At 72.0% G+C, this 26,178-nt stretch carries 27 protein-coding genes; 12 read left to right on the top strand and 15 right to left on the bottom strand.

Features of this window, described 5'->3' with window-relative positions:
* The first annotated feature begins 43 nt into the window (after positions 1-43).
* From ACQP2P_RS38275 to ACQP2P_RS38255, 5 genes are all read left to right on the top strand, one after another.
* The gene (locus ACQP2P_RS38275) at positions 44-1,162 is read left to right on the top strand and encodes a glycerate kinase family protein (RefSeq protein WP_433609420.1); all 1,119 of its coding nucleotides are present in this window, start codon (positions 44-46) and stop codon (positions 1,160-1,162) included.
* Between the two features lie 294 nt (positions 1,163-1,456).
* Positions 1,457-1,825, top strand: coding sequence for a HesB/IscA family protein (locus tag ACQP2P_RS38270; protein ID WP_223097228.1), 369 nt, complete (start codon positions 1,457-1,459; stop codon positions 1,823-1,825).
* 116 nt (positions 1,826-1,941) lie between these two features.
* The gene (locus ACQP2P_RS38265; protein WP_433609418.1) at positions 1,942-2,922 is read left to right on the top strand and encodes a carbohydrate kinase family protein; all 981 of its coding nucleotides are present in this window, start codon (positions 1,942-1,944) and stop codon (positions 2,920-2,922) included.
* A gap of 48 nt (positions 2,923-2,970) precedes the next feature.
* Positions 2,971-3,384: a TlpA family protein disulfide reductase gene (locus ACQP2P_RS38260; RefSeq protein ID WP_433609416.1), complete on the top strand. Its 414-nt coding sequence runs from the start codon at positions 2,971-2,973 to the stop codon at positions 3,382-3,384.
* Positions 3,381-3,842, top strand: a complete 462-nt coding sequence (locus ACQP2P_RS38255; protein ID WP_433609414.1) for a DUF4395 domain-containing protein — start codon at positions 3,381-3,383, stop codon at positions 3,840-3,842. The genes ACQP2P_RS38260 and ACQP2P_RS38255 overlap by 4 nt, the downstream gene beginning before the upstream one ends.
* A gap of 163 nt (positions 3,843-4,005) precedes the next feature.
* Here ACQP2P_RS38255 and ACQP2P_RS38250 read toward each other — a convergent pair whose 3' ends face one another.
* The gene (locus ACQP2P_RS38250) at positions 4,006-4,161 is read right to left on the bottom strand and encodes a sulfurtransferase TusA family protein (RefSeq protein WP_433619436.1); all 156 of its coding nucleotides are present in this window, start codon (positions 4,159-4,161) and stop codon (positions 4,006-4,008) included.
* A gap of 77 nt (positions 4,162-4,238) precedes the next feature.
* On the bottom strand, positions 4,239-5,321 hold the full coding sequence (locus ACQP2P_RS38245; protein WP_433609412.1) for a cysteine desulfurase family protein: 1,083 nt from the start codon (positions 5,319-5,321) through the stop codon (positions 4,239-4,241).
* A gap of 146 nt (positions 5,322-5,467) precedes the next feature.
* Between ACQP2P_RS38245 and ctaC the strand changes: the two genes are divergently transcribed.
* On the top strand, positions 5,468-6,346 hold the full coding sequence (gene ctaC / locus ACQP2P_RS38240) for an aa3-type cytochrome oxidase subunit II (RefSeq protein ID WP_433609410.1): 879 nt from the start codon (positions 5,468-5,470) through the stop codon (positions 6,344-6,346).
* 13 nt (positions 6,347-6,359) lie between these two features.
* Positions 6,360-6,803 carry a cytochrome c oxidase subunit 4 gene (locus tag ACQP2P_RS38235; protein ID WP_433609408.1) on the top strand — a complete coding sequence of 148 codons (444 nt, stop codon included), beginning with the start codon at positions 6,360-6,362 and terminating at the stop codon, positions 6,801-6,803.
* 51 nt (positions 6,804-6,854) lie between these two features.
* Here the strand turns inward: ACQP2P_RS38235 and ACQP2P_RS38230 are convergent, their stop codons facing one another.
* From ACQP2P_RS38230 to ACQP2P_RS38205, 6 genes are all read right to left on the bottom strand, one after another.
* Positions 6,855-7,442: a phospholipase gene (locus ACQP2P_RS38230; protein ID WP_433609406.1), complete on the bottom strand. Its 588-nt coding sequence runs from the start codon at positions 7,440-7,442 to the stop codon at positions 6,855-6,857.
* Positions 7,443-7,521: 79 nt separating this feature from the next.
* On the bottom strand, positions 7,522-7,704 hold the full coding sequence (locus ACQP2P_RS38225; RefSeq protein WP_433609404.1) for a hypothetical protein: 183 nt from the start codon (positions 7,702-7,704) through the stop codon (positions 7,522-7,524).
* A 57-nt stretch (positions 7,705-7,761) separates the two neighbouring features.
* Positions 7,762-8,517, bottom strand: coding sequence for a hypothetical protein (locus ACQP2P_RS38220; RefSeq protein ID WP_433609402.1), 756 nt, complete (start codon positions 8,515-8,517; stop codon positions 7,762-7,764).
* Positions 8,518-8,564: 47 nt separating this feature from the next.
* Entirely contained in the window at positions 8,565-9,626 is a 1,062-nt protein-coding gene (trpD, locus tag ACQP2P_RS38215) for an anthranilate phosphoribosyltransferase (protein WP_433609400.1), read from the bottom strand.
* A 70-nt stretch (positions 9,627-9,696) separates the two neighbouring features.
* Entirely contained in the window at positions 9,697-10,092 is a 396-nt protein-coding gene (locus ACQP2P_RS38210; protein ID WP_433079247.1) for a hypothetical protein, read from the bottom strand.
* Entirely contained in the window at positions 10,089-11,084 is a 996-nt protein-coding gene (locus ACQP2P_RS38205; protein WP_433609398.1) for a cytochrome c oxidase assembly protein, read from the bottom strand. The genes ACQP2P_RS38210 and ACQP2P_RS38205 overlap by 4 nt, the downstream gene beginning before the upstream one ends.
* Before the next feature lie 86 nt (positions 11,085-11,170).
* On the opposite strand from ACQP2P_RS38205, the gene ctaE reads away from it, so the two are divergent.
* The 4 genes from ctaE to qcrB all read left to right on the top strand — a co-directional run bounded on the left by ctaE (position 11,171) and on the right by qcrB (position 15,463).
* A complete protein-coding gene (gene ctaE, locus ACQP2P_RS38200) occupies positions 11,171-11,770 on the top strand; it encodes a cytochrome c oxidase subunit 3 (protein ID WP_433079243.1) in 600 nt (199 codons plus the stop codon).
* Positions 11,771-11,874: 104 nt separating this feature from the next.
* Positions 11,875-12,741, top strand: a complete 867-nt coding sequence (qcrC, locus tag ACQP2P_RS38195) for a cytochrome bc1 complex diheme cytochrome c subunit (RefSeq protein ID WP_433609396.1) — start codon at positions 11,875-11,877, stop codon at positions 12,739-12,741.
* Complete coding sequence (gene qcrA / locus ACQP2P_RS38190; protein WP_433609394.1) at positions 12,738-13,835, top strand: cytochrome bc1 complex Rieske iron-sulfur subunit; 1,098 nt, start codon at positions 12,738-12,740, stop codon at positions 13,833-13,835. The genes qcrC and qcrA overlap by 4 nt, the downstream gene beginning before the upstream one ends.
* Positions 13,832-15,463 carry a cytochrome bc1 complex cytochrome b subunit gene (gene qcrB / locus ACQP2P_RS38185; RefSeq protein WP_433609392.1) on the top strand — a complete coding sequence of 544 codons (1,632 nt, stop codon included), beginning with the start codon at positions 13,832-13,834 and terminating at the stop codon, positions 15,461-15,463. Before qcrA ends, qcrB begins: the two co-directional genes overlap by 4 nt.
* A gap of 97 nt (positions 15,464-15,560) precedes the next feature.
* On the opposite strand, the gene ACQP2P_RS38180 is transcribed toward qcrB, so the two are convergent.
* Positions 15,561-16,406: an alpha/beta hydrolase family protein gene (locus ACQP2P_RS38180; RefSeq protein ID WP_433609390.1), complete on the bottom strand. Its 846-nt coding sequence runs from the start codon at positions 16,404-16,406 to the stop codon at positions 15,561-15,563.
* A gap of 67 nt (positions 16,407-16,473) precedes the next feature.
* Here ACQP2P_RS38180 and ACQP2P_RS38175 point away from each other — a divergent pair, with 67 nt between their 5' ends.
* Positions 16,474-18,330: a S9 family peptidase gene (locus ACQP2P_RS38175; RefSeq protein ID WP_433609388.1), complete on the top strand. Its 1,857-nt coding sequence runs from the start codon at positions 16,474-16,476 to the stop codon at positions 18,328-18,330.
* Positions 18,331-18,498: 168 nt separating this feature from the next.
* On the opposite strand, the gene ACQP2P_RS38170 is transcribed toward ACQP2P_RS38175, so the two are convergent.
* The 6 genes from ACQP2P_RS38170 to ACQP2P_RS38145 all read right to left on the bottom strand — a co-directional run bounded on the left by ACQP2P_RS38170 (position 18,499) and on the right by ACQP2P_RS38145 (position 26,158).
* Positions 18,499-19,515 carry an aspartate-semialdehyde dehydrogenase gene (locus tag ACQP2P_RS38170; protein ID WP_433609386.1) on the bottom strand — a complete coding sequence of 339 codons (1,017 nt, stop codon included), beginning with the start codon at positions 19,513-19,515 and terminating at the stop codon, positions 18,499-18,501.
* An 82-nt stretch (positions 19,516-19,597) separates the two neighbouring features.
* Entirely contained in the window at positions 19,598-19,885 is a 288-nt protein-coding gene (locus ACQP2P_RS38165; RefSeq protein WP_433079229.1) for an Lrp/AsnC family transcriptional regulator, read from the bottom strand.
* Between the two features lie 37 nt (positions 19,886-19,922).
* A complete protein-coding gene (locus tag ACQP2P_RS38160) occupies positions 19,923-20,738 on the bottom strand; it encodes a nucleotidyltransferase family protein (RefSeq protein ID WP_433609384.1) in 816 nt (271 codons plus the stop codon).
* Positions 20,735-21,253, bottom strand: a complete 519-nt coding sequence (locus ACQP2P_RS38155; RefSeq protein ID WP_433609382.1) for an NUDIX hydrolase — start codon at positions 21,251-21,253, stop codon at positions 20,735-20,737. Before ACQP2P_RS38155 ends, ACQP2P_RS38160 begins: the two co-directional genes overlap by 4 nt.
* 30 nt (positions 21,254-21,283) lie before the next feature.
* Positions 21,284-23,059, bottom strand: coding sequence for a RelA/SpoT family protein (locus ACQP2P_RS38150; protein ID WP_433619434.1), 1,776 nt, complete (start codon positions 23,057-23,059; stop codon positions 21,284-21,286).
* Positions 23,060-24,424: 1,365 nt separating this feature from the next.
* A complete protein-coding gene (locus ACQP2P_RS38145) occupies positions 24,425-26,158 on the bottom strand; it encodes a DEDD exonuclease domain-containing protein (RefSeq protein ID WP_433609380.1) in 1,734 nt (577 codons plus the stop codon).
* Positions 26,159-26,178 lie beyond the last annotated feature (20 nt).

Raw genomic sequence — 26,178 nt, 5'->3', positions numbered from 1 at the left:
CACGCTGCGTCACCCCGGCAACTGTGACGTGCACAATGGCCGGATGCGCGTGCTCGTGTGCCCGGACAAGTTCGCCGGCACGATCTCGGCCCCCGACGCCGCCGAGGCCTTCGCCGCCGGTTGGCGCGCCGAAAGGCCCGGCGACGAGCTGGTCCTGCGGCCGCTGTCGGACGGCGGGCCGGGCTTCGGCGCGGTCCTCGCCGCGGCGTTGCCCGGGGCCAGGCGGTTCGCGGTGCCGACCACCGGCCCGCTCGGCCGGGCGGTCGAGGGGCACGTGCTGCTCGACGGCGAGGTGGCGTACGTCGAGAGCGCCGAGGCCTGCGGCCTGCACCTGCTCGCCGAGGACGAGCGTGATCCCTCCCACACCACGAGCTTCGGGCTCGGCCCGCTCGTGCTCGCCGCGGTCGAGGCGGGCGCCCGCGAGGTCGTGATCGGCCTCGGCGGCAGCGCGACCAACGACGCCGGGGCCGGCCTGCTCGCCGCCCTCGGGGCCGCCCCGCTCGACGCGGCCGGCTATGCGCTGCCGTACGGCGGCGCGGCCCTGGCGGCGTGCACCGCGCTGAGCGGCCCGCCCCGGCTGCGCGAGGCGCGGCTCGTGGCCGCCACCGACGTCGACAGCCCGCTGCTCGGGCTGCACGGCGCGAGCGCGGTCTACGGCCCGCAGAAGGGCGCGAGCAGGCAAGACGTGTTCGTGCTGGACGGGGCGCTGGAGCGCTTCAGCGCTGTGCTGCAGACGCTTGCCACCTGTCCGCAGGGCCTGGCGGACCTTCCCGGCGCCGGTGCGGCGGGCGGCCTCGGTGCGGCGATCCTGGCCCTGGGCGGGCGGGTCGAGTCGGGCATCGGGCTCGTGCGGCGCCTCACCCGCCTCGACGGCGAGCTGGAGAACGTCTCCCTGGTCGTGACGGGTGAGGGCTCCTTCGACGAGCAGTCGCTGCGCGGGAAGGTCGTGGCCGGTGTGGCCGGCGCCGCACGTGATCTGGGCGTGCCCTGCGTGGTGCTCGCCGGGCGGGTCGACGCCGGCCGCCGGGAGGCCGCGTCCATCGGGGTCACCGAGGCGCACTCGCTGGTCGAGCACTTCGGCAGCGTGGCGACGGCCCTCGAGCGGCCCGGGGACGGCCTGCGTGAACTCGGACGACGTCTTGCCCGGCAGTGGAGCCGGTAGCCCTCTGCTGCGCCACGGCGACCAGGACGAAGCCGCAGGGTGGGAGGTGGCCAGTGGAGCCGGTAGCTCAGTGTTGCGACACGGCGACCAGGGTGAAGCCGCAGGATGCGAGGTCGGCCAGTGGAGCCGGTAGCCCGCTGCTGCGCGACGACGACCAGGATGAAGCCGCAGGATGCGAGGGTCGGCCAGTGGAGCCGGTAGCAGAAACCGTGTCAGTATGAGAGGGGAATGTCCCCGGGGGCCGCGGCGTTGACCTCTGAGGAACTGTAGACATCACCGCAGGGAGCTTTGATCGTGACCGCTTCGCAGCTTGCCGAGCCCGTTCAGACGGACAACCCGGCCGGCATCGGCCTCACCGCGGATGCCGCTATCAAGGTGAAGGGCCTGCTCGAGCAGGAAGGCCGCGACGACCTGCGGCTGCGCGTCGCGGTGCAGCCCGGTGGCTGCTCCGGCCTTCGCTACCAGCTCTTCTTCGACGAGCGTTCGCTCGACGGGGACAAGGTCAGCACCTACGACGGCTTCGAGGTCGTCGTCGACCGCATGAGCGTGCCCTACCTGACCGGCGCGACGATCGACTTCGCCGACCGCATCGACGCTCAGGGCTTCACCATCGACAACCCCAACGCCCAGGGCTCCTGCGCCTGCGGCGACTCGTTCCACTGATCCGACGCTCGGCTGCACGCCTCTGAACGGCCGCCACGGGCAGCGCCCGGGCGGCCGTCGCGTGTCTGCGGGTAGGCTGTCGGGGCTCTCACCCGCCCGACCCATCGAGGATCTCCATGAAGATCGCCGTCACCGGCTCGATCGCGACCGACCATCTGATGCACTTCCCGGGCCGCTTCGCGGAGCAGCTCCTGGCCGACCAGTTGCACAAGGTGTCGCTGTCGTTCCTCGTCGACGACCTGACGGTGCGGCGGGGCGGGATCGCCGCCAACATCGCCTTCGGCATGGGCCTGCTCGGCCTGCGCCCGATCCTGGTGGGCGCGGTCGGCGCCGACTTCGCCGACTACCGCAGCTGGCTGACCCGCCACGGGGTCGACTGCGACTCGATCCTGGTCAGTGAGGTCGCGCACACCGCCCGGTTCGTGTGCACCACCGACGACGACATGAACCAGATCGCCTCCTTCTACGCGGGCGCGATGTCCGAGGCCCGCAACATCGAGCTCGGGCCGGTCGCGGCCCGCTCCGGCGGCCTCGACCTGGTGATCATCGGCGCGAACGACCCGATGGGCATGATCCGGCACACCGAGGAGTGCCGTGAGCAGGGCATCGCCTTCGCCGCGGACATCTCCCAGCAGCTCGCGATCATGCCGGGGGAGGAGATCCGCAAGCTCGTCGACGGGGCGGCCTACCTGCTCACGAACGAGTACGAGAAGGAGCTCCTGGAGAGCAAGACCGGCCTGACCACGGACGTGCTCCTGGACAAGGTCGGCTTCCTGATCACGACGCTCGGCAAGGACGGCGCCGTGATCCGCAGCCGCACGCTGGACGAGGAGGTCCGGGTGCCGGCGATCCGCGGCGTGCAGACCGTCGACCCGACCGGCGTCGGCGACGGCTGGCGCTCCGGCTTCTTCGCCGCCCTGTCGTGGGGGCTGAGCCTCGAGCGCGCCGCCCAGGTCGGCTCGATGGTGGCGGCCCTGGTCCTCGAGACGGTCGGCCCGCAGGAGTACACGATCCAGCGCGACGAGTTCACGAAGCGCATCGCGGACACCTACGGCGACGCCGCCGCCGACGAGATCCGCCCCTTCCTCCCCGCGTGACCTTGCTATCCCTATCGATTAGGTAGGGATCGGAGTATCGTTGCCGCCGTGACGTACGTGGTCCTGGCGGTGCTCGCCGCGGCGACCGTGGCCGGCCTGGTCTACCGGGCCCGCTACGGTCGCCTCCGTGCCTCCGGCGGCGAGCTGCCGCCCGGCCTGCTGCCCGACGCCGATGCGGCCGGCGGCCCGCCCGGTGTCACCCTGCTGCACTTCACCTCGGCCACCTGCGCCCCCTGCCGGCAGGTCCGGGCCGTCTGCGCCGACCTGGCTCAGGACCTGGCCGCGGTACGGCACGTCGAGGTCGATGCCGACGCCCACCTCGACGCCGTGAAGTCGCTGGACATCTGGCGGCTGCCGACCCTGCTCGTCGTGGACCGCCACGGCCGCGTCGCCCGCCGCACCGTCGGCGTGCCCGACCGTGCCGACCTGCGCCGGACCGTCACGGAGGTGCTGGCCGCATGAGCGCGCCGCAGAGGAGCGGAGGTGACGCCACGGGGACCGGCGGACTCGACCCCCGGGGCCCCCGCTTCGCCGCCGTGATCACCACGGTCGTCTTCGTGGTCGTCCTGCTCACCGGCTCCGGCTGGCTGGCGCTCGCGCAGGCGGTGATCTTCGCCATCGGCGCCTACGACCCGCGGCTGACGCCGTACGCGCTGCTCTTCCGCCACCTCGTCGCCCCGCGGCTCGGCCCGCCGGCCGAGCGCGAGGACCCGGCCCCCGTCCGCTTCGCCCAGGCCGTCGGGCTGGCCTTCACCGTGGTCGCCGTCGCCGGCTACCTGGGCGGCGCGACCGTCCTCGGCATCGTCTTCGCCGCGTTCGCCCTGGTCGCCGCGTTCCTCAACGGCTTCTTCGGGCTGTGCCTGGGCTGCGAGGCCTACCTGTTCATCCGCCGCCTGCGCGCGGGCACGCCGGCCGCGTAGCGCGTGATCATCCCGTGACGCGGGGTAGCGGATGGGGTCGGTGCGCCGCATGAGGTCCGCGTGAACGTGTCGTGGGATGTTCGCGCACCGATCCGCCCCGGCCCGGCCGCTCCAACGAGTGGCTGGTCGTCGCGGGGGACCGCGTCGCGGTCAGCCTCTAGGCCTACAGGCGCACCGTGTGCCGGTCGCCCTCGGTGGACACGAACGTGTGGCCCTTCATCCGGCACCAGGCGGGGATGTCGGCCGCCGCCGCCGGGTCGTCGGCCAGCACCGCGATCTCGGTCCCCGGCTCCTGCCCCGCGGCGGCCTTCGCGAGCATGATCACCGGGAGCGGGCAGCGCCTGCCCAAGGCATCGATGACCAACGTCACCCGACCTCCGCTTCGCTCCGGACCGCTCACAGCCCGGCCTCCGCCCGAGCCTCGGCGACCACCCGGGGGAGCACCGCCAGGAACGCGCGGACGTCCTCGGCGGACACTCCACTATGGAGCGAGACGCGCACGTTGCCGTGCGTGAGCACCCCCATCGCGGCCAGCACGTGCGAGGGCCGCAGGGTGTCCGACGTGCACGCGGAGCCCGACGAGACCGCGAACCCGGCCCGGTCCAGCGCCGTGAGCAGCACCTCGCCGTCGACGTACAGGCAGGAGAAGGTGACGATGTGCGGCAGCCGCTCGTCCGGCTCGCCGACGACCTCCACGTCGGGCACGCTCGCCGCGACCGTGCGGCGGATCTGCTCGACGAGGGCTCGTTGCCGTACCGACTCCTCCTGGGCCGCCTCGGCGACGGCCCGCAGCGAGGCCGCGGCCGCGACCACCGCGGGCACGTCCGCCTCCGCGTCGTCCCAGGGCGACTCCCACCGGGTGCCCTTGCGCACGGCCAGCAGGCCGACCCCGGCCGGGCCGCCCCACTTGCGGGCGCTGCCCGCCAGCAGCGACCAGCCCGTGGGCAGCGCCGTCCGGCCGATCGACTGCGCGGCGTCGACCAGCAGCGGCACCCCGGCCTCGGCGCACAGCTGCGCCGCCGCGGCGACCGGCTGCACCGTCCCCACCTCATGATTCGCGCTCTGGACGGCCGCCAGGGCCACTTCCGGGGAAACAACCGCGTTTCGCAGCGATTCGAGGTCGACCACGCCGGTGCGGGAGACGGGCACGGACACCGCGTCGTCGCCGGCCGCCTTGATCACCGCGGAGTGCTCGACCGCGCTGTGCACCACCAGCCGCCGGCCCCGGGAGCGGCGCACGCCCGCCACCGCGCGCCGGATCGCGTCCGTCCCGCCCGCCGTGAACCGCAGCTCGTCGGGGCGCACCCCCAGCACCCCGGCCGCGGTCTCCCGGGCGGCGTCGAGCAGCCGGCGGGCCCGCCGGGCCGGGGTGTAGAGGCGGCCGGGATCGGCCCAGCCGTCCTCGATCGCGGCCAGAAATGCTTGCCGCGCAACGGGATTCGGGGGAGCGGCGGTCGCCGAGTCCAAGTAGACGCCCACCCGTGCAACGGTATCCCGACCCGGACACGGCCACCCCAAGCCGGGCGGACCGCACATGGTCGAGTACGCTCGCCAGCGTTGGTGAGGCTTGCCGTGCGAAGCTCCTGAAGAGGGCTTTCCCGGCGCTGCTAAGGAGGCAGGAGCAGGTGGTCTCAAGAGGTTTGAGCCCCGCGCGCGCCATCGGGCTCGCCGTCTCGGCCATCGGGGCGACGACACTGCTCGCCGGTTGCTCCGTCGAGGACACGTTCCACGGCTTCGGGTGGCCCAAGGGCATCACCGTGCAGGGTGACCGGATGTACGACCTGTGGATCGGGTCGGTCGTCGCGGCGCTCGCCGTCGGCGTGTTCGTCTGGGGCCTGATCTTCTGGTGCGTGGTGCGGTACCGCAAGCGGGGCGACGAGCTGCCCCCGCAGACGCGCTACAACATGCCGCTGGAGATTCTCTACTCGGTGGCGCCCTTCGTGGTCATCGCCGTGTTGTTCTTCTACACCGCGGTCATCCAGACCGACGTCGACCGGCTGTCCAAGAACCCGGACGTCAACGTCGAGGTCATCGCCTCGAAGTGGAACTGGCAGTTCGTCTACACGGACTCCAAGGGCCCGGACGGCAAGCCGATCACGACGGTCGGCTCGGACGACTACATCCCGGTCCTGGTGCTGCCGGCGGGCAAGAGCGTGCAGTTCAAGGAGGTCTCGAGGGACGTCATCCACTCGTTCTGGGTGCCGGACGTGCTGTTCAAGCGCGACGTCATCCCGGGCGTGGAGAACCGCTTCGAGATCCGGCTCAAGGACAACTCCCAGGGCGCCTACGTCGGCCGCTGCGCCGAGCTCTGCGGCACGTACCACTCGATGATGAACTTCGAGCTGCGCGTCGTGAGCCCGGAGCAGTACTCGCAGTACCTCGCGCTGCGGACCGGTGGCAAGAGCACGCCCGAGGCGCTGGACTCGCTGGGCTTCCCGAACCACGGCTACGCGACGACGACCCACCCGTTCGACACCGACCGCACCAAGCGGTCCTCGAGCTGAGAGGCGAACGGCGATGAAGGCGGAGAATCGTCTCTTCTTCGTGCTGGCCCTGTTCGTGTTCGCGATGGCCGGGCTCTACGGCTGGTGGACCAGCACGGCCCCGCCCGAGCAGTCCGGGCACCACGGCGTGGAGTGGATCGGCGTCGTGGCGCTGATCCTGTCGGGCCTGCTGCTGACCATGATCGGCGGCGCGCTGTGGATCATCTCGCGGCGTATCGCGCCGCGTCCGGAGGACCGTCCGGAGGCGGAGATCGCCGAGGGCGCCGGTGACCTGGGCTTCTTCAGCCCGGGCAGCTACTGGCCGTTCGGCCTGGCCCTCTCGGCGATGATCGCGAGCCTCGGCCTGGCGTTCGACCAGTGGTGGCTCGTGGCCGTCGGGCTGATCTCGGTGCTGGTCGCGACCTGCGGGCTGATGTTCGAGTACTACACCGGCACCCGCCGCGGCGCCGAGCACTAGGCACGAGCAACGCGACGAGGGCCCCCGGGGTGACCGGGGGCCCTCCGTCGTTCACGCGCGGGCCGCGGCCTGGGCCTGTGCCTGAGCCTGGGCCTGGGCCTGGGCCTGAGCCTGGGCGCGCTGACCCTTGGCGAGCAGGTCGGAGGCCTTGTCCAGGGCCGCGTCGGACAGCCGCACGCTGCCGAAGACGGACACGGCCTGGTAGTACGTCCACGCGAGGCTCGTGCAGGCCGGGCGCACGAACGCGTTGTACGTGGCGCACTTGGCCTTGAGGTCGAAGGAGAACGCGTCGTCGACGCGGCTCTTGTTCGCCGGGAACGCCCCGACGGCCTTGTAGTTGCGGTAGCCGAAGTCGTGCCGCTGGCACGGCAGCCGGAAGTCGAAGCCCAGCGGCTGGTCGGGGCTCGACGAGCAGAAGTCGGTGGTCCAGTCGAAGCCGTAGGCGGCCCACTGGGACTGGTGCTGGCGGGCCGTGTTCCAGGCGCTGTAGCTGCCGGCGTTCGGCTGGGTCCAGGAGGCCATGACGGCCGGCTTGTCGGCGGGCACGGCGGCGTGGGCGTCGGTGGCGACACCCGCGGCGAGGAGCAGCGCGGCGAGGGACAGGGTGCCCAGGCGAGCCGTGAGGCGGCGGAGCTTCATGGCCGGGATTGTTCCGCGTCGATGTGAGGCGCGGCGGCTTCCTGCGCCGAGCGGTCCTCGCCGAGAGCTGAACGGGAGTTCAGGCCGCCTTGCGCAGCAGCACGCGGGGCCGCCGATCCATGAGCAGGATCACCGGGGCCACCACGATCGCGCCGTCGCAGGCCGTGCAGGCCCAGTCCGGGCAGGACGGGCGCGGGTGGTCGGCGCAGGCCGGCTTCTCGAAGATCCGCACCTGGCCGCAGGTGTCGCAGTGCAGCTCCATGCCGACACCGTCCCACCGCGGCCGCCTCGCGCCGTGGATGCCCGCCCGCGTGTCAGGTCACTTTTTGGCCGCAGCCGACGCCTTGGGGGCCGCGGTCGTCTTCGGCGGCACGAAGGCCTCCTCGCTCACGCTGGGGGTGGTGTACTGCAACACGAGCTCGGTGGTCTTCCCGGCGTCGGTCGTGCCCTGGAAGTACGCCAGCAGCCCACCCGGATTCACGCAGGCCGTCTCCGTGCGGATGCCGGTCGCGGTGACCGACACGCACTGCGCGTCGCCGCGCTTGGAGGCCCCGGCGCGGGCCGCCTGCCCCTGCGCGATGGTGGCCAGGCGCCCCAGGGCCGCCTCGGGGGCCAGGAACTCGCCCCCGAACGCCGCGCTGATGGCCTTGGCCTCGGTGGGGGACATGGTGTCCGCCCCCGGCCCCTCCTGGCACGTCACAGGCGCGCTGAGCGGCTTCTTGCCCTTGGCGGGCGACGGGGCGGCCCCGGTCGTGCACAGGTACGTGCCGTCGGGGCCGGAGATGTAGGTCACGCCGCCGCTGCGGTACGCCCGCCGGGGCGAGGACTGCGAGACGGTCACGATGGCGCCGGAGGGCGTCGCGTACTGCAGCGTCGCATCCGTGTCCAGGCCCAGCACCAGCCGCGAGGCCAGCGAGTCGACCATCTCGAGGGCCTGGTTGGCCGCCTCCGCCTGCTGCTTGACCGGCGCGCCGCACGACTTCGCCATCATGCCGGCGAAGCCGATGGTCAGCGCGCCCGCCACGAGCGCGGAGAGCATCGCCTTCTTGGGGTTGTTGCGCGGCAGTTCGGCCATGCCTCAACAACGGTGGAGATACACCGCTGGTTATGTCCGAGTCCGTACTACCCCTCGGACGGATTCGGCTTGAACGCCGACCAGCGCTGCATCAGGGCCGTCGCCGCTCCCGAGTCCACCGCCGCGGCCGCCCGGTCCAGGCCCGCCTTGAGCTGTGCGCCCAGGTCCGCCACGGTCAGCCCGCCGGCCCGCGCCGCGATCGCCGCGGCCGCGTTGAGCAGCACCGCGTCGCGCACCGGGCCGGGCTCGCCGGCGAACATCCGCCGGGCCACGTCCGCGTTGTGCTCCGAGTCGCCGCCGCGCAGGTCGCCGGGGGCGGAGCGGGCCAGGCCGAGGTCGGTGCTGTCGAACAGGGTCTCGGTGACCGTGCCGCCGCCGACCACCCACACGCGGGTCGGGGCCGCGGTCGTGAACTCGTCCAGGCCGTCCTCGCCGCGCACGAGCAGCACCGAGAACCCGCGCCCGGCCAGCACGTCGGCCATCACCGGGGCCATGCGCAGGTCGAAGCAGCCGATCGTGGCCGCCGTCGGCTGGGCCGGGTTCGTGAGCGGGCCGAGGAAGTTGAACACCGTCGGCACGCCCATCTCACGGCGCGGTACACCCGCGTGACGCATCCCCGGGTGGAACCGGGCGGCGAAGCAGAAGCCGATGCCGACCTCGTCCACGCAGCGCGCCACGTCCTGCGGGCCCATGTCGATGGTCACCCCGAGCCGCTCGAGCAGGTCCGCGGCGCCGGTCGACGACGACGCGGCCCGGTTGCCGTGCTTCACCACGGGCACCCCGGCGGCGGCGGTCACGACCGCGGCCATCGTCGAGATGTTCACGGTGTTCGCCCGGTCCCCGCCGGTGCCGACGATGTCGACGGCCGCGTCGCGCAGCGCGTCGGAGACCGGCACCTTCGCGCCGAACTCCAGCATCATCTCCGCGCACCCGGCCACCTCGGCCGGGGTCTCGCCCTTGGCCCGCAGCGCGATCACGAAGGCCGCGGTCTGCACTTGCGTGGCGGAGCCGGAGAAGATCTCACCCATCGCCCACCGGGTGTCCTCGGTGGACAGATCCTCCCCGCGCAGCAGGGCGGTGAGCAGCGTCGGCCAGGTGCGGTCGCCCATGGCGGCCTCCAGAGGGGGAACTGGGCGCCCGCGTGCGGCACCGGCGGCGCTGCCGGTGCGCCGCAGCGCTCTACCGGCGGATGGCGGGGTATGCGCGGAGCAGGCCGGAGACGGTCTCCCCGGTGGTCACGGGGTCGAGCGGGTACATGATCGTGCCCTCGACCTTCGCGTAGGACGCCAGCCAGCGGTCGGCGGCGCGGGCGATGGCCAGCACCACCGGCGGGGCGTCGCTGACCTCGTCCTTGAGCTGCCGGGCGATGCCCAGGCCGCCGCCGGGCGTGGCCTCGCCGTCGAGCACCAGCAGGTCGACGTCGGTGTCGTCGACCAGCTTGACGACCTCGGCGTACGTCGACGCGTCGACGAACTTCACCGTCAGGTCGGCCGCGGGGCGGGTGCCGATGGCCAGCCGCATGCGGTCGCGGACCTCGGCGTCGTCGCTGTACAGCAGGACAATGTGCTCGCTCATGTGCGCGCTGCTCCTCGTGTGGCGTCTGCCTCCGGGATCGTACCGTCCTCGAGTTTCGCGGTCGGTGCCCCGTCAGGGGCTATGGGAATTCCCGTGCGGGCGGACCACTCCGCCTCCTCCTGCGACAGCCGCTCCTCCCGGTCGAGGCGGCGGTCGATGCGCTTGGCCTCCCGGTCCGACTGGCGCATCCACTGCACGACCAGCACCGCGAGCATCGTCACCGAGACGAACTCGCCGCCGGCCCACAGGATCCCGCCCGCGAGCGCCTGGTCGGCGACGGGATCGGCCCAGCTCAGGTGCAGCGACGGATACCAGTCCCCGCCCAGCAGCGTCCGGCTCTGCATGATCGTGAGGCCGAGCACCGTGTGGAACGGCGTGGACAGGAACATCAGCAGCGCGCGGGCCGGATAGGGCCACCGCCCCGGCAGCGGGTCCAGCCCGATCAGCGGCCAGAAGAACAGGCAGCCGACCGCGATGAAATGCGCGTGCGTGACCTCGTGGAACCACTCGTGGCGCATCGTGAGCTCGTAGAGATTCGTGAAATAGAGCACGAACGGCGTGACGACGAAGAAGCCGAACGCCACCAACGGAAACGCCAGGATGCGCGCCGCCCGCGAGTGCACGACCGCGAGCAGGGCCCTTCGCCCGCCGGCCGGCAGCGTGCGGAGCGCGAGCGTCACCGGAGCGCCCAGCGCCAGGAAGATCGGCGCGATCATGGCCAGCACCATGTGCTGCACCATGTGGACGCTGAGCAGCGTCGTGTCGAACTCCTCGACTCCGCTCATCGTGACAGACGCGATGGCTCCCAGACCCGGGAACAGGAACAACAGGGTCCGCGCGAGCGGCCAGCGATCACCGCGCCGGCGCAGCTTCACGACCCCCGCCAGATACAGCCCGGCGGAGGCGAGCAGCACCAGCGTCAGCCACGAGACGTGGAACGACCCGAGGATCGCGGTGGCGGTCGGAGGACCTGATTCGGCAGCTTGGAGCACGTGTCCACACTATGCCGCCGCACGAATCGTCCGTGTCTGGTGGACCCCGCGCAAACGCGGTGATGATCGGGGGCAATAATGACGCTGTGACTGCGGCCCCAGCGATTGCCAAGAGCCAGATCCACTCACTGACCAGGCCCAACATGGTCAGTGTCGGGACGATCGTGTGGCTCTCCAGCGAACTGATGTTCTTCGCGGCGCTCTTCGCGATGTACTTCTCGATCCGCGCGGCTGCGCCGGAGCTCTGGGAGAAGCACACCGAGGCGCTGAACATTCCCTACGCCCTGACGTTCACCGTCATCCTCGTGCTGTCGTCCATCACCTGCCAGATCGGCGTGTTCCGCGCCGAGCGCGGTGACGTGCACGGCCTGCGCCGGTGGTTCGCGCTGACGTTCATCATGGGGCTGACCTTCGTGCTCGGCCAGGTGAACGAGTACCGCAACCTCGTGGGCGAGGGTGTGAAGATCAACGGTGACGGGTACGGCTCGATGTTCTACCTGACGACCGGCTTCCACGGCCTGCATGTCACGGGCGGCCTCATCGCATTCGTCATCTACCTCATCCGCACGACGATGGGGCGCTTCACGCCGGCCCAGGCGACGGCGGCGATCGTCGTGTCGTACTACTGGCACTTCGTCGACGTGGTCTGGATCGCGCTGTTCGCGATGATCTACTTCCTGCAGTAGGTCGCCGCATCCGGGCCCCGTCACGCTCTGGACCACCCCCGCAGGGACCACCACCACCGAACAACCACCGAGACGACATAGGTGATGACGACAAAGGTGAGGCCATGACTTCCGAACAGAGCAAGCGGCCGCTTGCCCGGCTGGTGCCGGGAGGCGCGCGCGCGGCGCGGGGCAAGCTGCGCCGCCGGCTGGAGGCGGCCGTGCGCCTGATCGCCGCGCTCACGATTGTCGGCGGCCTTTACAGCGCATACGCCCCGGGCGTCGGCCGCGCCGAGGACGTGCCGGCCCTCTCGGACGCCGCCAAGCACGGCAAGGAACTGTACGAGACCAGCTGCATCACCTGCCACGGCACGAACGGCCAGGGCGTGCAGGACCGCGGCCCGAGCCTCATCGGCGTGGGCTCCGCGGCGGTCGAGTTCCAGGTCAACACCGGCCGCATGCCGCTGGCCCGCCAGGAGGCGCAGGCCCAGCGCAAGCAGCCGATGTACAGCGAGAAGGACGCCGCCGACATCGGCGCCTACATCCAGGAACTGGGCGGCGGGCCGCAGCTGCCGAGCGCGCAGAGCCTGGACCAGGACGTCAAGAAGGCGCAGGCCGACCCCAAGACCCTCGCGCACGGCGGTGAGCTCTACCGCGTCAACTGCTCGTCCTGCCACGCGTTCAGCACCGGCGGCGGCGCGCTCTCCTCGGGCAAGTTCGCCCCGACGCTGCAGCACTCCACCAACCGTGACATCTACGGCGCCATGCTGACCGGCCCGCAGAACATGCCCGTGTTCGGCAACAACCAGCTGAGCCCGGACGACAAGGCCGCGATCATCGCCTACGTCCAGACCCTGAACAAGTCGTCGTCGACAGACCCCGGTGGCTGGAACATCGGCCGCTACGGTCCGGTCCCCGAGGGGCTTGTCATCTTCCTCGTCGGTATCGCGGCGCTCGTGTTCGCCACGCTGTGGATTGCAGGGAAGTCATGACCACCCACACCGCTCCCACGGAGGAGCAGTTCGACGCGAGCGACCCGAGCCTCACCCGGTTCGACCTCGTCAAGGAGGGCGCGCGCCGCGACGGCGTCGAGATCGTGCACTACGCGCCGCGCTTCCCGGTGCCGGGCACGAAGGCCGAGAAGCGCATCGAGCGCGTGCTGGCCTTCCTGTTCCTGCTCACCGGGCTCATGGGGACCGTGTTCGTGGTCGCCTTCATCGCGTGGCCCTGGCACTACGGGCACGGCAACGAGACCTACCAGAAGCTGTACCCGTACTACACGCCGATCCTCGGCGCGACGCTCGGCCTGGCCCTGCTGACCCTGGGCCTGGGCATCATCACCTGGTCGAAGAAGCTCCTCCCCGAGGAGGTCTCGATCCAGGAGCGCCACGACGGGCCGTCGGACCCCACCGAGCAGAAGCTCACCGCGGCCACGATCCTGAACATGGGCGACGAGCTCGGCCTCAAGCGCCGCAAGTTCGTCGGCCTGGCGTTCGCGGCCGGCGCGGCCCCGCTCGGCGCGGTCGCCGGCGCCCTGCTCGTCGGCTCGATGATCAAGGCGCCGACGCAGAACGGCGAGAACGTCTTCTTCACCACCGGCTGGGACCCGAAGAAGAACGACGGCAAGCCGGTGCGCCTCACCCACGAGGACGGCACCCCGATCCGCCCGGCCGACGTCAGCGTCGGCGGCCAGATCACCGTCTTCCCGGGCATCCCCGGCGGCGCGACCAACAAGTACGCGGACTCGCCGACCCTGCTCATGCACCTGCGTGAGCAGGACGCCCAGGAGACGCTGAAGAACGCCAAGGCGGTCAACAAGGGCTCGCAGTGGCAGAACTTCGTGGCCTACTCGAAGATCTGCACCCACGCGGGCTGCCCCGCCAGCCTGTACGAGCAGCAGACCAACCGCCTGCTGTGCCCATGCCACCAGTCGCAGTTCCAGATCACCGACAACGCGCGGCCGGTCTTCGGCCCCGCCAGCCGGGCGCTGCCGCAACTGCCGATCACGGTGGACGATGAGGGATACTTCGTCGCGACGTCCGACTACAAGGTTGCCATCGGACCCGCCTTCTGGGAGCGGCCATGAAACGGCGCAAGATCGACCTCCGCGCCCTGCCGGCCAAGTCGGCGGGGGCGCTCGATGAGCGGTTCCAGGCGGCGACCCCGCTGCGCCGCCTGCTGAACAAGGTCTTCCCCGACCACTGGTCGTTCCTGCTGGGTGAGATCGCGCTCTACTCGTTCGTCGTGCTGCTGCTCAGCGGCATCTTCCTGGCGCTGTTCTTCGACCCGTCGATGGCCGAGACCGTCTACAACGGCAGCTACACCCCGCTGCGGGGCGTGGAGATGTCGCAGGCGTACAACACCGCCCTGCACCTGTCGTTCGACGTGCGCGGCGGCCTGTTCATGCGCCAGATGCACCACTGGGCGGCCCTGCTGTTCATGGCCGCGATCGTGGTGCACATGTTCCGCGTCTTCTTCACCGGCGCGTTCCGCAAGCCGCGCGAGGCCAACTGGATCGTCGGCGTGCTGCTGTTCTGGATGGGCTTCCTGGAGGGCTTCGGCGGCTACTCGCTGCCGGACGACGCGCTGTCCGGCACCGGTCTGCGCATCGCCTCCGCGATCATCCTGTCCATCCCGATCATCGGCACCTGGATCAGCACCTCGCTCTTCGGCGGGGAGTTCCCGGGCGAGGTCATCCTCGACCGCCTGTACATCGTTCACGTGCTGCTCATCCCGGGCGCGCTGCTCGCGCTCATCAGCGTCCACATGGGCCTGCTGGTGAAGCAGAAGCACACCCAGTGGCCCGGCCCCGGCCGGACCAACGAGAACGTGGTCGGCGTGCGGATGTTCCCCGGCTTCGCGGCCAAGGCCGGCGGCTTCTTCATGATCGTGTTCGCCATGATCGCCGCGCTCGCGGGCCTCTTCCAGATCAACCCGATCTGGCTGTTCGGCCCCTACAAGGCCGCGGTGGTCTCGGCGGCGAGCCAGCCCGACTGGTACGTCATGTTCCTGGACGGCTCGACGCGTCTGTTCCCCGCGTGGGAGATCCGCTTCGACCTGTTCGGATGGGGTGACGGCTACACCCTGCCGCCGATCTTCTGGCCCACGGTGGTGCTGCCCGGCATCCTGACCATGCTGCCGATCTTCTATCCGTTCATCGAAGCTCGGTTCAGCAAGGACAAGTCGGTGCACAACCTGCTCGAGCGCCCGCGGGACAACCCGTTCCGCACGGCCCTCGGCGCCATGGCGATCGCGTTCTACGTCGTGCTGCTCATCTCCGGCGGCAACGACGTGCTGGCCGACAAGTTCCACATCAGCCTCAACGCGATGACCTGGGCCGGGCGCATCGGCATCCTGGTGGTGCCGCCGGTGGCCTACTACGTGGCGTACCGCCTGGCCCTGGGCCTGCAGCAGCACGACCGCGAGGTCCTGTCGCACGGCGTGGAGACCGGCATCATCCGGCGCCTGCCGGACGGCCGCTTCATGGAGGTGCACCAGCCGCTGCCGACGGCGAACGGCCACGCGGACGGTGACGGCCACCACGGCCTCGAATACGCGGGCTGGGTCGTGCCGAAGAAGATGAACCGCCTCGGCGCGCTCGCCCCGACGGTGAAGGGCTTCTTCTACCCGATCGAGAAGGCCGTCCCTCCGGCGAGGCCGTCTCAGCGCAAGGTCGAGGACGCCGACCGCGAGGAGATCACCTCGGGCCACTGAGCCCCTGGTCCAACACGAGACGGCCCCCGGGTTCATGGGAACCCGGGGGCCGATTCGTCTCCGGCGTCGCGGCGAGGCACCGCGCGCTGACGACGATCTACAGGCCCTGGGCCCACGCGGCGACCCGGCCGGCCAGCTCCTCGCCGTGCTTGGCCCAGCGGAAGTGGTCGACGGCCGCCTCGGGCGCATAGCGCTCACGCGTGACCGGCGCCCCCGAGAGCTTGTCGAGCAGCCGGGAAACGGTCCCGGGCGGCGTGTACCGGTCCCCGGCCACGTCGACCGCGAACACGGGCGTGCGGACGCGCTCGAACGCGGCCTCGACGTCGACCCCGCCGAGGCGCGGATAGCGCCCCGTGCGAGCCGTGTACGCCCAGTCCCGGATGACCCCGCGGGCCTGCCGCCCGCCGAACCCCCAGCCGGGCCAGACCCGCAGCACCGCCGAGGCCACCCCGAGCGCCTGGGTCTGCAGCAGGATCGCCGGCCCCTGCCCGCCGGGGTAGCTGCGCCAGTACGGCAGCCCGACCGCGACCAGCGCCAGCCCGGCGACATCGCTCCCGGCCCCGTACGCGCCCGCCGCCTCGAACGCCAGGTGCAGCGCGCACGCCTGCCCGCCCAGCGAATGCCCCACCAGGATCGTCCGCCGCCCCGCCCGCCGAGGCTTGAGGTGCGTCAGCACCGCGTCGACATCGGCCGTGAGATCACCCAGCCCGTAGCGTGACCCCCGCCCGGGCCGCGGCGAGCTCGCCCCCGTCCCGCGCAGATCCGCGACCACCACGGCGACGCCGGCCGCGGTCAGCTCGCCCGCGAACTTGCGGTAGTACCGGGCGGGCACGCCCATCGCCGGCCACAGCACCGCGAGCGTGGGCGCGTCGTCGGGCGCCGGATACACGTGCAGGGCGATCGAGTCGGACCCGCGGACCACGGTCTCCAGCGTCGGCTCCATGCTCGTAGGGTAGGCGTAGGAGGTTACCCGCAAGTAGCGCGCCCCCTCGCCCGTTACTGTGCTGCTGGTGAAGCCCGCCGATCTGCCGCAGATCCGCACGCCCGGGACGCCGGCCCTCAGCCCCGACGGCCGCGTCGCCGTCGTCGCCGTCGCGCGCGCCGACCTCGCGACCGACTCGTACACCTCGCAGCTCTGGCTCGTGCCGACCGACGGCTCGCGCCCCGCGGAGCAGCTCACCCGCGGCTGGCACGACAGCGCCCCGCGCTGTTCGCCCGACGGCCGGCACGTCGCCTTCCTGCGCCGCGCCGACAAGGCCGCCAGGCCCCAGCTGTGGCTCCTGCCGCTGGCCGGCGGCGACGCGTGGCCGCTGACCGACTGCCCCCTGGGCGCGGGCGTGCCCGACTGGTCGCCCGACGGCGCCCGGCTGGCATTCTCCGCCCGTGTGCCGCAGGAGTCCCGCTACGGCACCGCCAGCACGGACGACGGCGAACCGATCGGCCCCGACGGCGAGCCCCCGAGACGGCTCACCCAGGTCTTCAACCGCCTGGACGGCCTGGGCTTCTTCCGCGACCGCCCGTCGCACGTCTTCACGGTCACCCCGGCCGGCGAGCTCACCCGGCTGGCCGAGGGCCAGGGCGACCCGCGCTTCTCCCCGGACGGCGAGTGGCTGACCTACCTCGCCCCGCCCGGCGACGAATGGTCCGCGGACGTGTGCGTCTGCCGCGCGGACGGCTCGGACCAGCGGGTCCTGACCAGCGGCACGTTCGCGGCCGCGCAGCCCCGCTTCCGCCCGGACGGCCGCGCGGTCCTCTTCACGGCTGCTCCGGCGGCGGCGGTCCTGCGCAACGAGACCCTCTGGTCGATCCCGCTGGACGGCGGCGAGGCGGTCCCGCTGCTGGACCCGGCGCGCTACCACCTGGCCATGCCGGGCGGCGACATGGACGTGACGCCGCAGGGCGCCCTGTTCATGCACGAGAACCGGGGTGCGGTGGAGCTCCTGCGCGTCCCCTACACCGGCGAGGAGCCGACGCCCCTGGTGACCGGCGCTCGTCAGGTGGCCGCGTTCGCCTGCGCAAACGGCGTTCTCGTGACAAATGAGACGAATCCGTCGAACTGGGGCGAGCTGTACGCCGGTGATCGCCCGCTGACGGCGTTCAACGAGGGCTTCGAGGCGCTGGAGCAGGTCGAGCTGACGGCCACGGCCCCGGACGGCTACCCGGTCCACGGCTGGGTCGTGCGCCCCGCCGGCGAGGGCCCCCACCCGGTGCTCCTCATGATCCACGGCGGCCCCTACAGCCAGTACGGCTGGCGCCTCTTCGACGAGCCCCAGGTCTACGCGGACGCCGGCTACGCGGTCGTCTACGGCAACCCGCGCGGCTCCTCCGGCTACGGCGAGGCCCACGGCGAGCCCATCCGCGGCAACGTGGGCGAGGTGAGCGCGACGGACCTGCTGGCCCTGCTGGACGCGGCCCTGGCGGACCCCGGCCTGGACGCGTCCCGGGTCGGCGTGCTCGGCGGCTCCCACGGCGGCTTCATGACCACCTGGCTCGCCGCCCACCACGGCGACCGTTTTCGCGCGGCCGTCTCCGAGCGGGCCGTCAACGCGATCGACAGCTTCATGGGCTCGTCGGACATCGGCTGGTTCTTCGCCGACGCCCTGTATGGCGGTGACGTCGCCCGCCAGAGCCCGCTGTCCTACGCGGACCGCATCTCGCTGCCGATGCTCATCATCCACTCCGAGCAGGACTGGCGCTGCCCCGTCGAGCAGGCCTACCGCCTCTTCGTGGCCCTCAAGCGCAACGGCACCCCGGCCGAGCTGCTGCTCTTCCCGGGGGAGGGGCACGAGCTGTCGAGGTCGGGCCGGCCGTCGCACCGCATCCAGCGCTTCGAGGCCATCCTCGACTGGTTCGGCCGGCACCTGTGAGGGGCCCGGGCCGGGCGCGTGCGACAAGTGGAAACGATCACACGCGTCCGACCCGGAGCAGCTCAGACAATGCAGAGACCCTCGAGGTGCCGCATTCCGATATACACCTAGCCTAGCATGGCCATTCAAGTTGATCACATTGCAGTTCGACGCGGTGTAACCGCAGTGCTACGCGATGAGCAGCTCCGCCACCTGCACCGCGTTCAGCGCCGCACCCTTGCGCAGGTTGTCGTTCGAGACGAACAGGGCGAGGCCGTTGTCCACGGTCTCGTCCACGCGGATGCGCCCGACGAACGACGGGTCGGCGCCCGCGGCCTGCAGCGGCGTCGGGATGTCGCTCAGCGCCACGCCCGGCGCCGACGACAGCAGCTCCGTCGCGCGCGCGACCGAGATGGGCCGGGCGAAGCGGGCGTTGATCTGCAGGGAGTGCCCGGTGTAGACCGGCACGCGGACGCACGTGCCGCAGACGCGCAGGTCCGGGATCTCGAGGATCTTCCGGCTCTCGTTGCGCAGCTTCTGCTCCTCGTCCGTCTCGAAGGAGCCGTCGTCGACGAGGGCCCCGGCGAGCGGGAGCACGTTGAAGGCGATCGGCCGCGCGAACTTCGCCGGCGCCGGGAACGCCACGGCGGAGCCGTCGAAGGCGAGCGCCGCGGCGCCGTCGGCGACCTTGCGCACCTGCTCGTCGAGCTCGGCGACGCCGGCCAGCCCCGCGCCGGAGACGGCCTGGTACGTCGAGGTGACCAGGGCCACCAGCCCGGCCTCGTCGTGCAGGGGGCGCAGCACGGGCATCGCGGCCATCGTGGTGCAGTTCGGGTTGGCGATGATCCCCTTGGGCCGGTTGGCGGCGGCGTGCGGGTTGACCTCGGCGACGACGAGCGGCACCTCGGGGTCCATCCGCCACGCGGAGGAGTTGTCGATGACGACGGCGCCCGCGGCGGCCACCTTCGGGGCGAGCTCCTTCGACGTGCCCTTGCCCGCGGAGAACAGCACGACGTCCAGCCCGGCGTAGTCCGCGGTCTCCGCGTCCTCCACCGTGATCTGCTTGTCCTGCCAGTCGATGCTCCGCCCCGCCGAGCGGGCGGAGGCGAACAGGCGCAACTCGTCTACCGGGAACTGCCGCTCGGCCAGGATGTGGCGCATGACGCTGCCGACCTGCCCGGTGGCTCCTACGATGCCGATCCTCATGGCGGCGAGGGTACCGCCTCCGGAGCCCGCATTCGATGCGATTTGAACCACTGCAAACGGGCCTCAGCAGGGCAAACAGGAATTAGTCGGCGTCGGGGAGCCCGATCGCGAAAGCTTCTTCAAGATCGTGGCGGGAATACGCACGAAATGCGATGTGGGTGTCCGTCTCCACGACCCCGGGAACCTTGGAGATGCGGTTCGCGATGACCTCGGCGATCTCGTCGAACTGCTGCACCCGCACCATGGCGATGAGGTCCACGTTGCCGGCGACGGAGTACACCTCGCTGACGCCGTCGAGGTTGGCGATGTTCTCGGCCACCTCCGGGATCGAGTCGGTGGCGCAGTCGATGAGGACGATCGCGGTGATCACCTGCGGAGCTCCTTCCGGCCTGTGGGCAACAGCCATGCTAGTGGGCGGGGACGGTGAGCGACCGGCCGACCCGGATCGCCTGCCGCAGGGTCTCGCCCGCCGCGACGACCCCGCCCGGCCACACCACCCCGCCGCTGACCCGGCCGGCGACGTGGGCTCCGCTGCCGACGACGGCCCCGTCGAGCGTTCCGGTCACGACGGCGTCCGCGGCCACGAGATTTTCCCCGTGTACGGCATGCAGGTTCGCCGCCAGATAGTCCGCGGGAGTGCCGGTGTCCAGGTAGGTGCCCGGGTAGGCGACGACCTCCAGCCGCCCTTGCCGCTCCGCGGGCCGCCACACGAGCCGCACGAGGTCCGACGGCTCCGGCTCGAGCCCCTTCACCAGGTCCCACGGCAGCAGCGAGAACCCGGCGAAGCGGTGGGAGCCGAACTCGTACGGCGGGCCCGGCACCCCGAGCAGCCGCACCGTGTCCCCGTCCCACCCGTCCAGCAGCGCCGCGATGTCCGCGCCGGGGGACAGCGGCGCGGCCAGGTACGCGTCGGCGTTGCCCACCAGCACGCCCCGCCCGCCGATCCAGTCCCGCAGCAGCCCGATCCCGCCGGCGGTGCCGAGCGGGTCGCCGGGCTCGACGGACAGGTGGGCGCGCGAACCGACGTGCTCGGCGACGAGGTGCCCGAGGTAGCAGGCGTTGACGGCGGGGTCGAGCCCGAGGTGGCGCACCCGCTCCAGCGCCCGGTCCAGCAGCGCGACGTTGCCCACCGGGCACAGCGCCTTGGGCAGGTGCTCGGTCAGCGGCCGCAGCCGCCGGCCCTCCCCGGCCGCGAGGACCACGGCGCAGATGTCGGCGCTCATGCCTCCAGGACCTCCGGGTAGTCCTTGTACGGCCCGATGCCGTAGTGCGCGAGCAGCCGTGACGTGGACACGGTCAGCGGCGGCAGGTTGTCGACCCGGTGCCAGGCCGCCTCGAGGATCTCGGCGTGGTCGACGACGAGCTCGTCGCCGGGCTCGATCTCGGCCTCGAAGACCATGTCGACCCACTGGCCGCGGGTGTGCACGATCGCGTTGGGGGCGGCCGGGCGCATCCGCTCCGGCGGGAGCTTGATGCCGGTCTCCTCGTGCAGCTCGCGGGCGGCGGTCTGGGCCGGGGTCTCGCCGCGGTCCATCAGCCCGGCCGGCAGCGACCAGCCGGCGCCGGGCGGCTGGCGCAGCAGCAGGATCCGCGTGAGCGCGGGGTCGCGGACGATCGCGACGGCGCCGATGGTGTACGTCGGCTGGAACGTGCGCACGATTCGCCGCTTCCAGCGCCCGGGGAGCCGGTAGAACGTGCGGTACGCCAGCGCGCGCACGCGCCCACGCATGTCGGTCATCCGGTAAGGCTAGATGAGCCGTGCGCGGGGTCAGTGCGGTGAGTGGTCGACCAGCGCGATCAGCTCGGCCACGACCTCGTCGGCGGTGCGGGCGTGGTCGGCGACGGCGACGAGGAGGGTCTCGAGGTCGGGGAAGCCGAGGCGGGCCGCGAGGCGTACGAGCGGCAGGTCACTGGCGAGTCCGCGGCCCTGCTGGCGCAGCGCCAGCCCGATGGCGAGCCGGCCCAGGCGGACCTTGTTGGCGACGGTGATCGCCGGGGCCTCGTGGGCCTCGAACCAGCGGCTGATGTGGAGGCGGGCGTGCGGGGTACGCACGAAGTCCAGCCACTCCGGAGACGGTCCGCGCGCGGGGGCGTCGGCGTCGAAGTCGAACTCGTCGCGCTGGCCGGCGCGGGTGATGATCTCGACCGTGTCGCCGTCGGCGAGGGGGGAGGAGACGGCGGTGAGGCGGCCGTTGACCCGGGCGCCGATACATCGGTTGCCGACGTCGGCGCCGAGGATGTACGCGAGGTCGACCGGCGTCGCGTCCGCGGGCAGCAGCACGGGGCGCCCGCCGCCCGCCGTGAGCACGAGGATCTGGTCCTCGGCGAGGTCGCAGCGCAGCGAGGCGATGAACTGCGACGGGTCGGAGGCGGACGCCTCCCAGTCGAGCAGCCGGCGCAGCCAGTCGAGCTGCTCGGCCTTGGACGCGGGGCCGAAGCGCGCGGCGGTGCTCGGATAGCGGAAGTTCGCGACGATGCCGTACTCCGCCGCCTGGTGCATCTCGACGGTGCGGATCAGCACCTCGACCGAGCGGCCCTCGGGCCCGAGCACCGTGGTGTGCAGCGACTTGTAGTTGTTGTTCTTCGGTGTCGCGATGAAGTCCTTGAACCGCCCGGGGACCGGCCGCCACTTGCCGTGGACGGCGCCCAGCGCCGCGTAGCAGTCGGTGTCGGGCCCGTCGACCACGATCACGACCCGGGGCAGGTCGTGCGGTTCGGCGTAGTTGCCGTCGACGGTGTCCTTCCAGATGGAGTGCAGATGCCGGGGCCGGGGGGAGACGGTGGCGTCGAGGCCGAAGCGCTTGAGGTCGCCGCTCACCGCGGCGATGACCTTCTCGAGGTAGTCGTCCCAGCCGACCCGCTGCTCCACGTAGTCGGCGACGACCGCGTAGCCGCTGGGCGACACCGCCCGCAGCACCCAGTCCTCGAGCTCCCGCTTCAGCGCCTGGATGCCGAGCCGCTCGCACAGCGGGATCAGCACCTCCCGCGTCGCGGTGGCGATGCGGACCCGGCTCTTGACCGACCGCGCGTCGATGGTGCGCATGTTGTGCAGCCGGTCGGCGAGCTTGATGACGAGCACCCGCACGTCCCGCCCGGCGGCGACGATCATCTTGCGGATCGTCTCGGCCTCGGCGTCGGCGCCGTAGAACATCTTGTCGAACTTGGTGACGCCGTCGACGAGCAGCGCGACCTCGCCGCCGAAGTCGCGCTCCAGCGCCCCGAGGGTGTAGTCGGTGTCCTCGACGGTGTCGTGCAGCAGGGCCGCGACCAGCGTCGTCGTGTCCATCCCGAGGTCCGCGAGGATCTCGGTGACCTCCAGCGGGTGCGAGATGAAGGCCTCGCCGCTCTTGCGCATCTGCCCGCGGTGCATCTGCTCGGCGGTGGCATACGCCCGGCGCAGCAGCGCGATGTCCGCGGAGGGATGGATCTGCCGGTGTACTCGCAGAATGCCCGACATCGGGTCGTCGCCCGACTGCCACGGCAGCATCGCCCGCAGCCGGGCCCCGATGATCGCCGTGTAGGTGGCGGTCGGGTCGCCCGGCACCGCACCCCCGGCGAGCGCCTGATAGCTCGGCGGCGGCGGTACCTCGGGGGAGTCGTCGGCCGCCGGCGCGGTCAGCTTCTTGCGGGGCGCCGCGTACCGGTCGTCGAGCGGTTCCCGCCGGCTCGGCCGGGGCAGCGCCTGCTTGCGGCCCGCGCGGCTCTCGTCGGGCGCGTGCGTGTTGTGCGGCTTGCCGCCCTCGGCGGTCTCGGCCCGGGCTCGGCTCTCGACGGCTCGGGCCTCGGCGGCTCGGGCCTCAGCGGTCTCGGCCCGGGCTCGGCTCTCGGCGGCTCGGCTTTCCGCGGCTCGGGCCTCGGGGGTCTCGGTCGCGGGCGCGCCGGCCGGGGCGCTCTGTGCCTCTGCCTCTGCCTCTGCGCGCCGCGGCCGGTTCTCGATCGCCCGGTCGTTGGCGGGCCAGTCGGGTCCACCGGCGCGCGGCTCGTGCTCGTTGCTCCCGCGCTCGGGCCGTCCGCCGTGCTCGTTCGTGGGTCGCTCGCCGGAGGGGGCGCGGTCGTTCACTGCCCGGTCATGCTGATGCCCGCGGTCGGCCGGCACGTGGTCGGGCCGTCGGGCTCGATCCGGGCTCATCCGATCCGCGGGCACTCGGTCCGCGTGCTGCGACGCAGCGTGTTGCTGTTCGTGTGGACGCTCGGCGCCGTCCCCGCCCCGGTCGTTCGGCGACCGCTCGGTCCCGGCCCGCTCGCCTGGCGGCGCGACCCGCCGCCGCTCGGGCGTCGCGATGGTCGCGGTGGGGAGGCCTTTGGGCCCGAGGAACATCTCCGCCGGCCGGGGCCGCTCGCCCGGGGTCAGGAACCCGCCGGAGCTGAGGTTCTCGACGCGTATCGTCCGCGATCCGATCGCCCCGAGGCCCGCGTTCGCCCCGTCGTCGGGGGAGGGGCGGCCTGGCGGCGACATGCCGGAGTCGTCCAGCGCCGCGACCGCCTCGTCGACCAGCCGGTGCGCGTCCTGGCTGGTCACCGGGGCTGCGAGCGGATTCGTCCCGGCGCCGCGGAAATTCGGCAACTCCATGGGGTTGCCGTCCGACGCCGCTGGGTCCACCATGTACTCGCTGTGCGTCGCATTGGGGCCCGCGACATCCGCCGCAGCCGCGATGTTTGAAGCCCCCGGCTCGTGGGACTCAACACCCGGGACTTGGGACTCAACACCCGGGACTGCCGGACCGGCGAACGCGGCGCCCGGTATCGGGGAGGAGCCCGCACCGAAAGACGCGCCGGGTTGCATTCCGGGCTCCATAGCGGCACCTCCTCACCGACGGGCCTGCACGGGCCTGGGTTTGGGTAGGTTCCAGCCTAGTTTCCCACCGGGCATCCGATCGGTCATTTGAGTATGGTCGTTCGTCCGATGTACCTACCCATCCAAGTCGGTCTGAACCGATGCGGCCGCCTCGGCCCGCACGAGGAACGGCCGCCACCGCGCGGCCCCGTCCACCGGCGACGACCAGCCGATATCGGTCTTGACCAGCCGCGTCTCGGGCCGCTCGAGCCAAGCCAGGATGCGCTCGGTCTCCTCCGGGGAGGCCCGGGGCGTCGGTCCCGGCCCGGGCTGGACGGTTTCCGCTGTGGCCAACACCACATCCAGCGTCGGCTGTGGATGCACCCTCGGGGGTGAAACGCCCGCCGCGGCGAGTCGCCCGTGCCGCACCACCGCGATCTCCCAGCCCCCGGCGGCCGACGGGCGCGCGGCCACCACCTCGGGCAGCCCGCTCAGCCCGGCGAGGCGCTGCTGGCGGATCGCGGTGCGCAGGAACGCGACGAGCCGGCCCCGCAGCGTCGCCGCGTCCTCGTAGCGCTCGGCCTCGGCCAGGGCCTCGATCCGTGCCATGAGCCCCCGCACGACCGGCCCGGGGTCGCCGACCGTCGCCGCCCGGAACGGTGCCGCGGCCGCCGTCTCGTAGTCATCGGCCGAGATCCGGTGCTCGCACGGGGCCGGGCAGCGGCCCAGCTCGGCGAGCGCGCACGCCGGGGTCTGGGTGCGCAGCGACAGCTTGTGGGTGCACTGGCGGATCGGCAGCGCGTCGTAGAGCCCGGCCGCCGCGAGGTCGGCGGAGCGCCGCGAGCCGAACGGCCCGAGGTAGGCCGCGCCGTCGCCCTGCACCTCCCGCACGATCGACAGCCGCGGGTAGGCCTCCCTGGTGAGCTTGAGCCAGACCACGCGCTCCGGGAACTTCGAGCGGCGGTTGTACGGCGGTTTGTGCGCCGCGATCAGGCGCAGCTCGCGCACCTCGGCCTCCAGCGAGTGCGCGCACGGGATGGCCTCCACACGCTCGGCCGCGTTGATCATCTCGCTGATCCGCGCGCGCTTCTCGGCCGCCGTGAAGTAGCTGCGCACGCGGGTCGCGATGGAGGAACTGGTGCCGATGTAGAGCGGCCGGTCCTTGTGTCCGCGGAAGATGTAGACCCCGGGGGCGTCGGGCAGCCCCTCGGCCAGGTGCTTCTTGCGCCGCTGGGCCGGGCTGACCGCCTTGACGAACTCGATCACGTCGCCGACGGTGTGCACCTTGAGGCTGCCGAGCCGGGCGAAGAGTCCGTGCAGCACGTCCACGGTGGCCCGGGCGTCGTCCAGCGCCCGGTGGACCGGCTGGGTCGAGGCCCGGAAGTGCCGCGCGAGGGTCGACAGGCGGTGGTTGGGCACCTCGTCGGCGACCATCGCGCGCCGGGCGATCGCGGCGGTGTCGAGCACGATCGGCTTCGGCCACGCGTAGCCGTGCTTGGCGCAGGCCGCCTTGAGGAACCCGGTGTCGTAGGGCGCGTTGTGCGCGACCCACACCGCGCCCTGGGCGAACTCGAGGAAGCTCGGCAGCACCGTCTCCAGCCGCGGCGCCTCCAGCAGCATCGTCTCGGTGATGCCGGTGAGCACCGTGATGAACGCCGGCACCCGCTCCTGCGGGTTGACCAGGGTGCCGAACTCGCCGAGGATCTCGCCGCCGCGGACCTTCACCGCGCCGATCTCGGTGATGCCGCCGCCGTCCGGTGCGCCGCCGGTGGTCTCCAGGTCGACCACGACGAACGTGGTGGAGAACAGGGTGGCGGCGCGCGGGTCGTCGAACAGGGCGTCGAGCGATTCCTGGTGGTAGTGGGGCACGGGCGCACACTACGACCAGG

The sequence above is a fragment of the Dactylosporangium sp. CA-139114 genome, from assembly GCF_050955725.1.
Taxonomy (GTDB): domain Bacteria; phylum Actinomycetota; class Actinomycetes; order Mycobacteriales; family Micromonosporaceae; genus Dactylosporangium.
The sequence above is the reverse complement of the archived record's forward strand: the minus strand, read 5'-3'. Positions and strand labels throughout refer to the sequence as shown.